The sequence below is a fragment of the Mycobacterium sp. 141 genome, from assembly GCF_000382405.1.
Taxonomy (GTDB): domain Bacteria; phylum Actinomycetota; class Actinomycetes; order Mycobacteriales; family Mycobacteriaceae; genus Mycobacterium.
Genome location: NZ_KB908273.1, coordinates 20,024 through 33,237, shown reverse-complemented (window position 1 = coordinate 33,237; position 13,214 = coordinate 20,024). Strand labels below are relative to the sequence as shown.

Below are 13,214 nucleotides of genomic sequence, written 5' to 3'. Positions count from 1 at the left end.
TCTTCCGGTGATCGGCAGGTTTGCGGGCCGACTATCGCATCTTCAACTGGCACCGGCGAATTCGCCGTTCTGCGTGGGCCGGTTCGGATGGGCGGCGCTGGTGAATCGATGACCGGCGGTTATAGCGGCGCCCAGGCATCCGGCTGGCGTCCGTCGAGGTCGGTGAATCCGTATTCCCTGGCCAAGTCGACGGAGCTGACCGACCGCTGGTTCCAGCGGGCCCGGGTGGGATCGGCGGCCATGGCGGCGATACCCCGACCGACGAATCGGGGGGTCTCGGATTCGGTGAAACCTGGTGGCGCCATCGGGTAGCCGTCGGCGCGGAGCGGATCCAGGGCGGTGCGCCAATTCGCCTCGGTGACACCGTAGTTGTCCAGTATCATCTCCGAGCGCAACCAGCCCGGGGTGACGGCGACCGCCGCGGCACCGAACACGGCGAGCTCGAAACCGTGACTGAAGGCCAACCGGTTGACCGCATCCTTCACCAGGTCGTAGAAAACTGACAAGCGGTAATTCTCGGCATTGAATTCCGTTGTACCGTCGGTTATTTCGACCAGAAGGCCGCCGGGCTTGGTGGTCAGCAAGGGTAGCAGGCAGTGCGAGGTGATCAGATGTGTGTCGAGGCCCAGACGCAAGATGCGCAATCCGTCGTCGAGATCGTGCTGCCACATCGGCTGGCCCCACGTGGCCGGAGCGCCCTTCAGGATCTCGGCGCCCCAGATGTCGTTGACCAGGATGTCGATACTGCCGAAGTCGCGGTCGAGACGTTCGGCGAGCGCCCGGACCTGTGGGATGTCGAGGTGGTCGACCTGGATCGGGATGCCCGCGCCGCCGACCGCACAGACCAGTTCGGCGGTCTCCTCGATCGTTTCAGGGCGGTCGTAGTCGGACAGGCGACTGCCGGATACGCTGCTGCGCCCGGTGCAGACCACCGTGGCACCCGCCTCACCCAGTGCCATGGCGATGCCCCGGCCCGCACCCCGTGTCGCACCCGCGACCACCGCGACACGGCCCCGCAGCGCATTCGGATCCGGCGTCCACACCATCCGATGAGTATCGCGCCCGACAGTCGTTGACCACCGCGGTTCTGTGAACACCGTGGTTCAGCATTGTTGCGGTTCAAGCATTACCGCGCATACTGGCGAAGATGACACCGCTACAGCGCTACATTGCAGAGGAAATCGCCACCGACCACGTGGACGGCCTGCTGTCCCGGCGCGAGGCTCTGCGCCGGCTGGCCCTCATCGGCATGGGCACCGCCGCCGCCACTGCGTTGATCGCCGCATGCAGTGAACAGAAGCCGGCCGGTGGGCAGGCAACTTCATCGTCATCGACCGCGACGGGTACCGCCGAGGCACCGCCGGGTTCGGCCGGCGCATTGCCCACCGCCCCAGTCACCTGGGCGGGTCCGTCCGGCCAACTTCAAGGTGCCTGGGCTGCGGCTCCGCAACCTCGCGGCGGGGTCCTCGTGGTCCACGAGAACAGAGGACTCAACGACTGGGTGCGTTCTGTCGCAGGACGTTTCGCAGGCATCGGCTACTCGGCGCTCGCGATCGACCTGTTGTCGGCCCAGGGGGGAACCGGGGCGTTCGCCGACCCGGCCGGAGCCACCGCAGCGCTGAGCAAGATCACACCCGAAGAGTTCATCGCCAACCTCAAGTCCGGCGTCGATGAACTCGCCCGCCGCGTCCCCGACCACAAACTTGCCGCCGTCGGCTTCTGTATGGGCGGCGGGTTGGTCTGGCAACTGCTGGCCGCAGGCACGCCCCAACTGGCCGCAGCAGTGCCGTTCTACGGGCCGGCCCCGGACAATCCGGACTTCTCCGGTTCCCGCGAGGCGGCTGTCCTCGCCTTCTATGGTGCGCAGGATCAACGGGTGACCAGTACCGAGCCCGTGGTCCGCGCTGCACTCGAAAAGGCCGGCATGGTGCACGACCTCATCACCGAACCCGACGCCAACCATGCCTTCTTCAACGACACGGGGGATCGCTACAACCCCGCCGCTGCGGCCGACGCCTGGCGCCGCGTCCAGGACTGGTTCAGCCAGCACCTCGGCTGATTGCCCGCCGGACTTCCATCCGCGCGCCTCGGCACGGCTTTGTCACGCCAGTGTGGCGCTCGAGCTCGAGCGCCACACTGGCGTGACAAACGCTCGCGATGACCGACGGCCGACGACCGACGAGCCGCGTCCGGAACGGGAGTTCAGCACGTGTTCAGCCAACGGTGGGCGTCACGTTGTTGACCGCACATCACGCCCGGTTCTGATCTGGGCATGCGGGTTGTCCAGGTAGCCAACTTCTACGGCCCGCGCTCGGGGGGTCTGCGCACCGCGGTCGACCGGCTGGGTGCGGAATACCGTGCCGCTGGTCACGAGGTGTACCTCATCGTGCCCGGCACCCACCCGCAACAGCATGTCCTACCCAGTGGCGTCGTACGAATCTCGTTGCCGGCCAGACAGATCCCGTTCACCGGGGGGTACCGCGCCGTGCTGCCCGGCCCGGTCACCACGCTGCTGCGCGAACTCGAGCCCGACGCGCTGGAGGTGTCCGACCGGCTGACCCTGCGCTCGCTCGGGCCGTGGGGGCGTCGCCACCACGTCGCCACTGTGATGATCTCCCACGAACGCCTGGATCGTCTGGTCGGACAGGTACTTCCGCGGTCCACGGCCCGCGCGGTGGCGAACTTCGCCAACCGCCGCACCGCAGCGAACTACGACGCGGTGGTGTGCACGACGGCGTTCGCCCGCGAGGAGTTCGACCGGATCGGCGCGGTCAACGTCGCCACCGTGCCGCTCGGTGTCGATCTGGAGCAGTTCCACCCGCGGTGGCGCAGCGAGCAGATGCGCAGCCGGTGGGCCGCGCCGGAACACACCTTGCTGGTGCACTGCGGCAGACTCTCGGTTGAGAAACACGCCCATCGAAGTATCGATACCGTTGCAGCGCTGCGTGATTCCGGTGTCGACGCGCGCCTGGTGGTGGTCGGGGAAGGGCCGTTGCGGGCCCGGCTGGAACGCCAGGCGGCGCGATTACCGGTCGAGTTCACCGGCTACATCGGCTGTCGTGACACTGTGGCGACCATCCTGGCGTCGGCCGACGTCGCGCTCGCTCCCGGTCCGCATGAAACCTTCGGCCTGGCCGCGCTGGAAGCCCTGGCGTGCGGCACCCCCGCGGTGGTGTCACGAACCTCGGCGCTGGCCGAGATCCTCACGTCCGACAGCGGCGCGACGGCCGACAACGATCCCCGGGCCATCGCGCATGCGGTGACCTCGGTGATCAGCCGCCCGGAATCGCTACGCCGCAGCAGTGCGCGCCAGCGTGCCGAGCAGTTCACCTGGCCGCGGGCTGCCGCAAGGATGCTCGACGTGCTAGGCATCTGGAACGCCGCCGGTATCTGGCCGACTCGTGACCCGACGGTTGACGCGGGATAGATAATCGTAGTGTTTGATGACAGCCCTCAGGGAGTGTGATGAATCGCATCGTGGTGTGCTGTGCGGCGGCGGCACTGGCATTCGGAGCCGTCGCATGTTCGAACTCGCAGCCTTCCGCCGGGCATGACTCCGAAGCGGCCACAGGCAGCCCGGTGCCCGCACCGGCTCCGGGAACGCCTGTCATCACGATCGCCGGAATGGGGTTCAGCGCGCCGCTCACCGTAGCCCCCGGAACACAGATCACGATCGTCAACGACGACGAGGTCGCGCACACGGTGACCTCACTTACCAAGGGGCTGTTCGACGTTCATGTGGCCGGCAAGCAACGCGCGCTTCTCACCGCGCCTTCGGACCCGGGCGAATACGGCTTCGACTGCACCTACCATCCGGCGATGGTGAGCAACTTGATCGTCAAGTAGGCGCCAGCTCTCGACGAACCGATAATGCCGAGCACCGGATGACGCGTGCGTGTACATCGCGGCGTGGCTTCGGCAGGTCAAAGTCGAGATGCACCGTCGGGTGGCGGGGGAGTCAAGATGATTGATCAGGTAGTTCCGACGTTGGTGGCCCGCCGGTTCCGATCATTGCTCCAGGGTTTGCTCGGCTACGTCGACGAGCGGTTTCGATTCGTGGTAGGTCTGCTCGCCAAGCGCCGAGCAATGGACCGTTACCCGCCGACGATCTGCGGGATCAGTCTCGCGGAACGCGAGCGACGATGTCACCAGGTGATCGACGATTCGCGTCACCGTCGGGCTGGACAAACCGGTCTGGCTGCGCACGTCCGCCATCGACAGACCCGTCCGCTGATTTTCGACCAACAGTTCCAGGACCAACCACTGGTCAGTGGTTAGCTGGAAGGCAGATGTGACCGCGTTGATCCCCTCGCTGGCAAGGCGTGAACGCAGTAACAGTCGCAGGCTAGCCCGGCCACTGTCGACATCTGACATGTACCACCCCGTTGACCATACGATTGCTCCTCCGGACGAGTATGTCATAGTGACCAGGGACACAGATCCCTTCGTCGTCTGTAAGAATGCCAAGCCCGGCATGGCGTGAGCCGCAACGTCGATACTTTCTCGGTGTTGCTACCCGACAAACTCCACACTGACGGGAAGTGGGATATGGGTACGCGAGACTGCGAGCCGTTCGGCATTGCCTTGGTGGTGCCTTTGCGCTCGACCGGCGGAATCTTCGGTCCCTCGTGCTGCGCGGTTGCCCAACTGGCTGTAGAAGAAATCAACCAGACCGTAGGCATCCTGGGGCGGCCTGCCGAATTGCACGTCGTCGACGGTGGGCTTCCCCCCGCGCTCGTAGCCCGTGAGGTTGCCGGTCTGGTCGACCAGGAACGAGTACAAGCCATCACCGGGTGGCACACAAATCCGGTCCGCAATGCCATCGTTGCGCAAGTCCGCGGAAGAGTTCCCTACGTGTACACCGCCCTTTATGAGGGGGGTGAAGCAAGACCGGGAGTCTTCTCATCCGGTGAGGTACCGCACAACCAGGTGGCTCCGGCACTTGGCTGGCTGCGGCGCAATCTCGGTGTGACTGACTGGGTCGTAGTCGGACACGATTACTCCTGGCCGCACAGGTCGGCGCGGTTCGTAGTCGATGTGGCGGAACGCATCGGTATCCGAGTTCGCGGAGCGGCATTCGCCCCGATGGATGACGAACCGGCCGTGCTCCGGCTGGTCGACTTTGTCGAGCGCTCATCAGCGCGAGCAGTCATGATGTTCTTTGTAGGCCAGGATGCAGCCATCTTCAATCGCCGCTTCGCGGCCCGCGGTTTGCATCTGCGAACGTTGCGCTACAGCCCGCTCATGGATGAGAGCATGCTGCTGGCAAGCGGCGTGGACGCGACCCAAAATCTCTATTCGTCTGCGGCGTACTACCGTTCGCTGGTAACCGTGGCGACTCTCGATCTCCAGTCCCGTTACAGTGCGCTCCACGGACCAGTGGCACCGCCCCTGAACAACACCGCCGAGAGCATCTACGAAGGTATCTCGACCCTTTATCACCTGTACGCGCGTGCCAAGACAACCGAAATGACTCGAATCAACTCATCCGTTGTCGGGCTGGCCTACGACGGGCCCAGGGGTGTGGTCCAGTACCACGGGCCGCAGAGCAATCAGCATATCTACCTCGCTCAAGCCGACGGTTTCGACTTCGACGTACTCGCTGGACTCTGAAGTCAGCTGACGATGCGGTCCCGTCCCGGGACCTAGGAGGCTCGCGGCCGGGTCTTTTTGCCGCAAGGGACCACCTTCTGCGATAGCGAGCAGCCAAGCGCGCCTTCGGGACATCGTCCGGCACCAATTCTTGTGGGTCCCTTGCCAACGGCACGCATCCGACGGTAGCGTGACGTGAATCACCATCACATGAAACTATTTCACTAGATTACTACTGGTGGCAGCCCCCGCCACACCGCCAAGGCGGCCCGTGATATTCACCTGGCTCAACGAGGAGAAACCGATGTACCCGATCCCACGTGCAGACACCGTCGAACGTCAGCGTCTGATCGATGAGCACAGAGCGTGCATCGACGATATGAAGGGCGTAGCAGGTTGTTCGATACTGCGCACAGAGCGACCTGGAAGCGCGATCGGCCCCCACGGCGGCATCCATGAGCACAAGGACCTGGCCAACGTCCTGGTGCGTATGCGCGCCCAGAATCCGGGTGCCCACGGCGGGAAACTTGTCACGATCTGTGTGGAGCGGGAGCGCGCGTGGCGAATTGGCCGGCTCTCCGGAATCCGCGGAGTGCCTCCAACTTTTGTCGATGATCGAGTGTTCAACGATGAGAACGAAATTCAGCACGCCATCTTCCTGATGCGACTCGACCAATATCCCGAGACCGACGGCATGCCCGAAGACTTCCACGAAGGCTGGAAACGCCACAACGACAGCTGGGCTGTCACCTAACCGGCTCTGCCGAATTATCATGCCTCGGTGGTCCTTTGAGTAAGGAAACCGAGCAATTCTGGGCACCTGCCTCACCACGATGCCGGTGTAATTGACAACTCACCTGACGAAGGACAATGCAAGAAAATGACGACACTAGCCGATAATTCGACCCAGCCACATTGGATGCCGATCACCGCGTATGCCGACAAATGGACCGTCGAGCGCGGCGACAAGATCCACTTCTACGTCAATTGCGATGGGCCGGACCGGTATCACGCCCAACTGGTGCAATTGATCAATGGCAATACCGATCCTGCTGGTCCCGGGCTGAAGGAAATCCCCACCGACGCAGAACTCAACGGTACCTATCCAGGTCGACGACAGGTAATCAACAGCGGATCCTATATCGTTGTGCCCCAGCGTCAGCCGCTCGATGTCGACAGCTTCACCATCCAGGCGTTCATCTGGCCGACCATGCCGCACAAGGTGGATGGCTATTGGCGACCGGGCGCACAGGCCATCGTCGCGAAGTGCATCGACAATCAGGGCTACGGCTTGTTCATCAACGACCGGGCCGAGTTGGAGTTGCGCGTGAACGGCCAGACGCTGACCACGGGCGCGCCCGTGCGGGACCACGCCTGGACCTTTGTCGCCGCCACATACGACGCTGAAACCGGTAAGGCGACATTGATTCAAGAACCGCTCGTACGGTATGCGCTTGACCCCGAAATCCCATGTGCGGAAACAGTATTTGCTGACCGGCTCGTCAACGCAGACGTTCCGCTTTCCATCGCGGCGGCGGCGGGGCGCTACGACGAAGGCCCCCAAGGCGCTTCCTCGGTCCCGCAGGGATTAGTCATCACCAACCACTACAACGGAAAGATCGACAGCGTCCGTATCGCCTCCAAGGCACTGTCCCGACTGGAAATCGAGCAACTCAAAGGAGGTCTCAGTTCCGGATTGGACGAGCGGCGCAGTTTCGGACCCCTGTCCGACCGCGTCGTCGCGTCATGGGATTTCGGCAAGGACATCCCGACAAAGAAGGTGCGCGACGAGGGTCCGTACCGCCTCGACGGAGACATCGTCAACCTCCCCACGCGCGCGATGACGGGATACAACTGGACCGGCACCGAGACCGACTGGCGGCAAGCCCCCGAACAGTACGGTGCGATTCACTTTCACGACGACGACATCGACGATGCGCGGTGGCAGGCCGATTTCAGCTTCGATATCGACGCAGACATGAAGTCTGCAGTGTGGGCCGTCAAGCTCACCAGCGACGACGGAAACTTCGACTACGTGCCCTTCGTCGTGCGTCCTAAACTGGGTGAGCCCACGGCGAAGATCGCGGTCATTCTCTCCACCCAGAGTTACATGGCTTATGCCAACGAGCATCTGGCGGCCAACGCCGGCGCCGCTGAGCTGCTTGTCTACCGCGTCCCGATCATGGCTGCGGCCAACATGTTTCTGGCCACACATCGTGAGTACGGCGGTTCCATCTACGATACTCACACCGATGGCTCTGGACTCTGCCTGTCCTCACGCCTACGGCCTGTGCTGTCATTCCGTCCGCAATACGACCACTTCCTCGCTCAGGCTCCGTGGCAGTTCCCTGCCGACCTCCACCTGATCGACTGGCTCACCGAGAAAGGCTACGAGTTCGACGTCATCACCGATGAAGACGTTTCCTACGACGGGCTGGAGCGCATCGAGAACTACAACGTCGTGCTCACGGGTACACATCCCGAACATCACGACGGCCACTACCTCGACGCGATCCACAATTACAAGGAGCGCGGTGGACGCTTCATGTACATGGGGGCCGACGGCTTCTACTGGATTCACACCTTCCACCCCGCCTACGGTCGCGGAGAGGTGACCGAGATGCGCCGCTGCGAGTCCGGTATCCGCACCTGGCGGGCCGATCCCGGTGAGTATCACCACCAATCCAACGGCCAGCTCGGAGGAATGTGGCGGTACGTCGGCCGTTACCTGCACTCGGTCGCGGGAACGGGTATGTCCTCCGAAGGCTTCGACATCGGCACCTACTACACCCGTACACCGGAATCGAACGACCCGCGGGTGGCGTGGGCGTTCGAGGGCATCGACTACGACGAGCGGCTAGGTGATTTCGGGCTCGTTTCGGGCGGTGCCGCCGGCCTGGAGCTCGATATCGTCGACACCACGCTGGGCTCACCGCCGCACACACTGGTCACCGCGACGTCGGCGGGCCGCCATACCGAGGGAGTGCTGTTGGTCATGGAGGATTACGGCTTCAGCCAGGCCGGCATCGACGGAACACACCACCCGCGCGTGCGTTCTGACATTGCGTTCCATGAAACTCCCAATGGGGGTGCATCTTTCGCATTCAGCTCGATCGCGTTCTGTGGCTCGCTGTCGCACAACAACTATGACAACAACATTTCCCGCCTCGTCGGAAACGTCCTCAATCGGTTCTCCCAAGACGGCCCCCTGCCCGAACCCAGTGCGGACTGCGTCGTGCACCGTGGCCGCGCGGACTACGATCCCGAGTTGAACCGAGTGCGCCTCGACGCCCTTCGTCCAGCGGAGAGTGCGCGGTGAGTCCTGCGGCCAATCTCGGCTTACCGACCGCTATTTCGCGACTTCCGCAGTTTTCCGACGAGAACGCCCAGCTGTGGAGTCGATGCTGGGTGGCGGCCGGTGTCGAGGAGATGATCGCAGAACCAGGGGAGATCCTCCCGGCGACGATTGGCGATCACGGAGTCCATGTCTTGCGGACCAGCCAGGGACACCTCGACGGTGGATATAACGCATTCCAGCAGGGCTCGTGCTGGAATATCCCCGCGCAATGTAGCAACGGAGCAAAAGTCGAATGCGCTTATGTTTCGTGCGGGCACAGCCGGGACGGAGACGTCCTCCGTCCCGGCGTCTCCGAGAACCGGCTCATCCGGCAGATGGTCGGCGCCCGTCCGTCTCGTCGGGTAGCGATCCGCGTCGCCACGGCTGGACCGGTGATCTTCGTCGCTCTCCCCGGGCATGAGCCTGCCCCCTTGGCCGATCAGACCCCGGAGGGCGTCAGCGCCCTGGTGTCCGCATCATCCGATCTGCGCTTCCACAGTTACTTTCACGTTGATGCCGTGTGTAATTGGCGTTATGTAGCGGCGCGCCTGGCCTATGCGATGGGTGCACGCGACCCCGTATCGAATGTTTCCGTGATCATTCCGCCGCAAGACTTACCTGACGGTCTGCGACCGCTACCAGGTGATCGGGGAGGTCTGCGGTCGGCGGTGGTCATATCCGGGTTCCCCAATCTGACGATTGTGGAGTTGCCGACACATCGCGCGATCCTGATCGCCAAGCCAGTCAACCTCGGTCGCACCGAGATCACGGTGGCCCTCTACGGACGCGAGTCGGCGCCGGCGTCATGGCCGACCGTGGAGCATACGTGGCGCAGAATGATCGAAACCCTGCCATCTGTCGACGATGAGACGGACTCGCCGGTCGCCCGGTGGGCGACTCAGCGCTGCGAAATGGCCGGCGCCGGGTGACGATGAAATCGAAGTGGTTTCGAAGCGAACCCGCGCTGCTCGATGACGCGGTAATCACGTTCATGGCCGAGTACCTGACGTATCGGCTCGGGCGTGTGCAGCGAATCGTCGATCTGTGGGCGGACAGCGGGCATATGCTCGCGCCATTGTCCATGCGACTGGAAGCGGAAACGGCCGTTGGCCTGTGCGGTAGCCAACTGGTCCAACAGTCGCTCACCATGCGCCGTTCGCGGCATGAGGTCGTCGACTACAAAGTGGCCAATCCGGCCGGCCCACAGTTCGATCTGCCGTCGGGCATCGACCTGGTCGTGGGCATGCCGGCTTGGCACTGGGCGCCCGAGCTTATCGACGTGACCGACCCCATAGGTGCAGTGGTAACACTCACCGAGGATCCCGCCAATGTCGCCATGATTCAGGCGTGTCGATGCCTGACAGCCGAAGGACTGGGGGCTTTCGTCGTCGGCCCGGGACTTCTGATGCGGCCTGGCCCGGGCACACTCATGCCCAATCTCGAACGCCTCGGCCTGCATATCGACGGCATCGTCGAGTTGCCGCACGGCGCTATCAAGCCTGATCACGGCGCCATCCAGGCGCTGTTGATCCTTTCTCAGCTCAAGCGTGTCCCCCTCATCGGCTCAATGACCTTGGGGGAGAATTCGTTTGCGGAGGTATTCGGCACCGAGTCGACTACATCATGACCTAGCGGGGACTCTGGTATTCCGCAGGTGGCGATCATCGTGTGTTCCAAACGGATCGGCCATGGCCCCACTACGAAAGCGTGTTTAGCAATGCTTCCGGTATTTCTCGTGTTCGTCGGTGCAAGCCTGCTCGTCAACGGAGTATGGATGTGGCGCACCGCCACACCGAACGCTCCAAACCAGCTGGCAGGCAAAGATATCGCGGTTCTCAACATCTTCACCGGGTTTGTCGGATTAGTGATCATCGCGCTGACACTGGCCCGAAGCACCGACGCCGCCAGCGCCGCCCCGGCCGCCTACATCGGGCTTTTCGCACTGACCTATCTTTGGGTAGGCGCCAATCAGTTCACCGGTGTGAACGGCGCCGCACTCGGATGGTTCTCACTCGTGGTGACGGCGGTCGCCCTTCCTGTCGGAATATATTCGCTGTCTACCTCCAGCGGCGCCTTCAATGTGTGGATGGCGGGTAACTGGTTCGCGTGGGCGGCCTTGTGGTTTCTGTTCTTCCTCACCCTGGGGCTGGGCAGACCCCTTGTCCGCGTCACCGCAGTGGTTGCAGTCGCTGAAGCTATCGGCACCGCACTGGTTCCAGCAATCCTGGTATTCACCGAAGCAATTCAGGTGTAAAGAACCAGGCGAAGCGCTCACCGTCGCTGTGACGGTCGGGTTCGTGACGGTGTTCGGTGCTTTCGCTGCGCTGGCCGTACTGGTGGTCTGCGGCGCGGTGTGGCGGCTTGCCGTCAGGCGCGTCGCGAAAGGTCGCCCCGCAGATCCGGCCACGGTGGGCGACGGATCATAGCCACTGTCGCGAGGGTGGCCGCGATCAGACCGATCAGCTCACCCATCAGGGCGATGCGGGTGGCGTCCACCGCAGGGACCCAAGTCGGGGTGCCGTCCTTGATCACGAACACACCGAACGCGCGGGTGACCCGGCCGCCGTCGCGCCGGTGGTGCACCTTGGACACCGGGATCACAGTGGTCCCGTCGGGGGTCTGGTATGGCTCGCCGAACAACCGGTCGGGATCGCCATCGGTGGACAGGGCTTCCAACGCGTCGGGCATCCGCATGCCGGCGTCCTTTCGGGTCAGCGGTCGAAATCCAGATCGTCGTCGATCGGTACGGCAGTGGCCTGCTCGATGAGGTCCGCCTCGTCGGCGTCGGCATCAGGGGATATACGAACCAGGCTGGATTCGGATATGTCATCGTCGTCGACATTGACGGGCGTGAGCTGTTCGACTGCATCAGCCTCGGGTGCGTCGTCGTCGAACGCCCCATTGTCGGCATAGGTCATGATCGTTCCTCCCCGATCGGCCGGCGATGACCTCGATTGTCCTACCGGTGCGGGAATGATTCAACGGTGCCGGTCAACGGGCCCGACACCCGAGCGCCGGCAACTGTATGGCCGGGGTGAAGACTTGGAGTCGTGAGACTGGTGACGATCGACGACATACGCGGTGCCGCCGAGCGTATCGCCGCCGACGTGATCCGCACCCCGCTGCTGCCTGCCACGTGGGCCGACCCCGACCGCCCGCTGTGGATCAAACCCGAGAATCTGCAGCCGATGGGCGCTTTCAAGATCCGTGGCGCGTTCAACGCGCTCGGCCGACTGGATCCAGGGGTCCGGGCTAGGGGAGTCGTGGCGTATTCCAGCGGCAATCACGCCCAGGCGGTCGCCTGTGCCGCGGCAAGTTATGGCGTAGTCGCGCATATCGTGATGCCCGAGGAGACCCCCGCCGTCAAGGTTGCCGCGACCCGGGCGTACGGCGCAGACGTGGTGCTGTGCGCGGCTGGTCAACGCGAGCGGGTGGCCGCCGAAGTCGTCGAACGCACGGGAGGGGTGCTGATACCGCCATTCGACGACCTCGACGTCATCGCCGGGCAGGGCACCGTCGGGCTGGAGATCGCCGAAGACCTCCCCGGAGTCGCGACCGTGCTTATCCCGATCAGCGGCGGCGGCCTGGCCTCCGGCATCGGCACGGCGGTGCGTGCGCTGTGCCCGCAAGCCAAGATATTCGGGGTCGAACCGGAACTCGCGGCCGACACCGCCGAAGCGCTGGACAGCGGTCATCTGGTAGATTGGCCTGTGGCGCAACGCAATCGGACCATAGCCGACGGGCTGAGGTCCACTCCTTCGGCGTTGACTTTCGCGCATCTGCAGCGCGTACTCGACGACGTCATCACCGTCAGCGAGGACGAGATCCGCTCTGCCATGCGGGAATTGGCCTACCGGGCGCATCTGGTCGTCGAGCCGAGCGGGGCCGTCGCACTTGCCGGCTACCACCGCGGGCAGTTCCCCGAGGGGCCTGCGGTGGTCATCGTCTCCGGCGGAAACATCGAACCGGCGTTACTGAGAGCTGTTTTCGCCGATGGCTAGTGCACACCCTCCAGCAGGTGCGGCTGTCATGGCGCCGACCCTGTCGCGCAGCCGAAGGCGGGGCCGGAATTTCGCCTATCCATCGGCAAACCGATGCGTGGGTCTGTTCACCGGATTCTGATGGCGCAGCACACTTTCACGTACCGCGGGGTCAGCGAAGCCGCCGTGCGCCAAGTGTGCTCGTACGGCCTGGCGCGGGTATGGTCAGCTCGAACAGGTGGACGTCGGCCACATTGTCCGGATCCGCGGTGCTTTGCGTCGTTGCTCGTGCCGGTGGACCACCG

Annotated in this window: 14 protein-coding genes; 10 read left to right on the top strand and 4 right to left on the bottom strand. The window is 63.7% G+C overall.

Annotated elements, in window-relative coordinates; translation table 11 throughout:
- Positions 1–119: 119 nt before the first annotated feature.
- Entirely contained in the window at positions 120–1,046 is a 927-nt protein-coding gene (locus H276_RS0119365) for an SDR family oxidoreductase (protein ID WP_019972940.1), read from the bottom strand.
- A gap of 101 nt (positions 1,047–1,147) precedes the next feature.
- Here H276_RS0119365 and H276_RS0119360 point away from each other — a divergent pair, with 101 nt between their 5' ends.
- The 3 genes from H276_RS0119360 to H276_RS0119350 all read left to right on the top strand — a co-directional run bounded on the left by H276_RS0119360 (position 1,148) and on the right by H276_RS0119350 (position 3,846).
- The gene (locus H276_RS0119360) at positions 1,148–2,059 is read left to right on the top strand and encodes a dienelactone hydrolase family protein (RefSeq protein ID WP_019972939.1); all 912 of its coding nucleotides are present in this window, start codon (positions 1,148–1,150) and stop codon (positions 2,057–2,059) included.
- Between the two features lie 213 nt (positions 2,060–2,272).
- Positions 2,273–3,427 (top strand): glycosyltransferase, encoded by a 1,155-nt coding sequence (locus H276_RS0119355; protein ID WP_019972938.1) that lies wholly within the window; start codon positions 2,273–2,275, stop codon positions 3,425–3,427.
- Positions 3,428–3,465: 38 nt separating this feature from the next.
- Positions 3,466–3,846, top strand: coding sequence for a cupredoxin domain-containing protein (locus tag H276_RS0119350; RefSeq protein WP_019972937.1), 381 nt, complete (start codon positions 3,466–3,468; stop codon positions 3,844–3,846).
- Between the two features lie 162 nt (positions 3,847–4,008).
- Here H276_RS0119350 and H276_RS23320 read toward each other — a convergent pair whose 3' ends face one another.
- Complete coding sequence (locus H276_RS23320) at positions 4,009–4,374, bottom strand: MarR family winged helix-turn-helix transcriptional regulator (protein WP_019972936.1); 366 nt, start codon at positions 4,372–4,374, stop codon at positions 4,009–4,011.
- Positions 4,375–4,548: 174 nt separating this feature from the next.
- Here H276_RS23320 and H276_RS0119335 point away from each other — a divergent pair, with 174 nt between their 5' ends.
- The 6 genes from H276_RS0119335 to H276_RS0119310 all read left to right on the top strand — a co-directional run bounded on the left by H276_RS0119335 (position 4,549) and on the right by H276_RS0119310 (position 11,183).
- Positions 4,549–5,613, top strand: coding sequence for a substrate-binding domain-containing protein (locus H276_RS0119335; protein WP_051111483.1), 1,065 nt, complete (start codon positions 4,549–4,551; stop codon positions 5,611–5,613).
- 217 nt (positions 5,614–5,830) lie between these two features.
- Positions 5,831–6,346 (top strand): N,N-dimethylformamidase, small subunit, encoded by a 516-nt coding sequence (locus H276_RS0119330; protein WP_231376719.1) that lies wholly within the window; start codon positions 5,831–5,833, stop codon positions 6,344–6,346.
- 126 nt (positions 6,347–6,472) lie between these two features.
- A complete protein-coding gene (locus H276_RS0119325; protein ID WP_231376718.1) occupies positions 6,473–8,911 on the top strand; it encodes a LamG domain-containing protein in 2,439 nt (812 codons plus the stop codon).
- Positions 8,908–9,858 carry a hypothetical protein gene (locus tag H276_RS23705; protein WP_155943178.1) on the top strand — a complete coding sequence of 317 codons (951 nt, stop codon included), beginning with the start codon at positions 8,908–8,910 and terminating at the stop codon, positions 9,856–9,858. The genes H276_RS0119325 and H276_RS23705 overlap by 4 nt, the downstream gene beginning before the upstream one ends.
- On the top strand, positions 9,855–10,556 hold the full coding sequence (locus H276_RS0119315) for a hypothetical protein (RefSeq protein WP_155943177.1): 702 nt from the start codon (positions 9,855–9,857) through the stop codon (positions 10,554–10,556). The genes H276_RS23705 and H276_RS0119315 overlap by 4 nt, the downstream gene beginning before the upstream one ends.
- Before the next feature lie 90 nt (positions 10,557–10,646).
- Entirely contained in the window at positions 10,647–11,183 is a 537-nt protein-coding gene (locus H276_RS0119310; protein ID WP_019972929.1) for an AmiS/UreI family transporter, read from the top strand.
- A gap of 113 nt (positions 11,184–11,296) precedes the next feature.
- On the opposite strand, the gene H276_RS0119305 is transcribed toward H276_RS0119310, so the two are convergent.
- Complete coding sequence (locus H276_RS0119305) at positions 11,297–11,623, bottom strand: hypothetical protein (RefSeq protein WP_019972928.1); 327 nt, start codon at positions 11,621–11,623, stop codon at positions 11,297–11,299.
- Between the two features lie 17 nt (positions 11,624–11,640).
- Positions 11,641–11,847 (bottom strand): hypothetical protein, encoded by a 207-nt coding sequence (locus H276_RS0119300; RefSeq protein ID WP_019972927.1) that lies wholly within the window; start codon positions 11,845–11,847, stop codon positions 11,641–11,643.
- Between the two features lie 132 nt (positions 11,848–11,979).
- Between H276_RS0119300 and H276_RS0119295 the strand changes: the two genes are divergently transcribed.
- Complete coding sequence (locus tag H276_RS0119295; RefSeq protein ID WP_019972926.1) at positions 11,980–12,930, top strand: threonine/serine dehydratase; 951 nt, start codon at positions 11,980–11,982, stop codon at positions 12,928–12,930.
- Positions 12,931–13,214 lie beyond the last annotated feature (284 nt).

Coding starts and splice junctions, on each gene's coding strand:
- H276_RS0119300 (WP_019972927.1), bottom strand. CDS start 11,847: ATGACCTATGCCGACAATGGGGCGTTCGACGACGACGCACCCGAGGCT.
- H276_RS0119360 (WP_019972939.1), top strand. CDS start 1,148: ATGACACCGCTACAGCGCTACATTGCAGAGGAAATCGCCACCGACCAC.
- H276_RS0119350 (WP_019972937.1), top strand. CDS start 3,466: ATGAATCGCATCGTGGTGTGCTGTGCGGCGGCGGCACTGGCATTCGGA.
- H276_RS0119305 (WP_019972928.1), bottom strand. CDS start 11,623: ATGCGGATGCCCGACGCGTTGGAAGCCCTGTCCACCGATGGCGATCCC.
- H276_RS0119355 (WP_019972938.1), top strand. CDS start 2,273: ATGCGGGTTGTCCAGGTAGCCAACTTCTACGGCCCGCGCTCGGGGGGT.
- H276_RS0119310 (WP_019972929.1), top strand. CDS start 10,647: ATGCTTCCGGTATTTCTCGTGTTCGTCGGTGCAAGCCTGCTCGTCAAC.
- H276_RS23320 (WP_019972936.1), bottom strand. CDS start 4,374: ATGTCAGATGTCGACAGTGGCCGGGCTAGCCTGCGACTGTTACTGCGT.
- H276_RS0119335 (WP_051111483.1), top strand. CDS start 4,549: ATGGGTACGCGAGACTGCGAGCCGTTCGGCATTGCCTTGGTGGTGCCT.
- H276_RS0119325 (WP_231376718.1), top strand. CDS start 6,473: ATGACGACACTAGCCGATAATTCGACCCAGCCACATTGGATGCCGATC.
- H276_RS0119365 (WP_019972940.1), bottom strand. CDS start 1,046: ATGGTGTGGACGCCGGATCCGAATGCGCTGCGGGGCCGTGTCGCGGTG.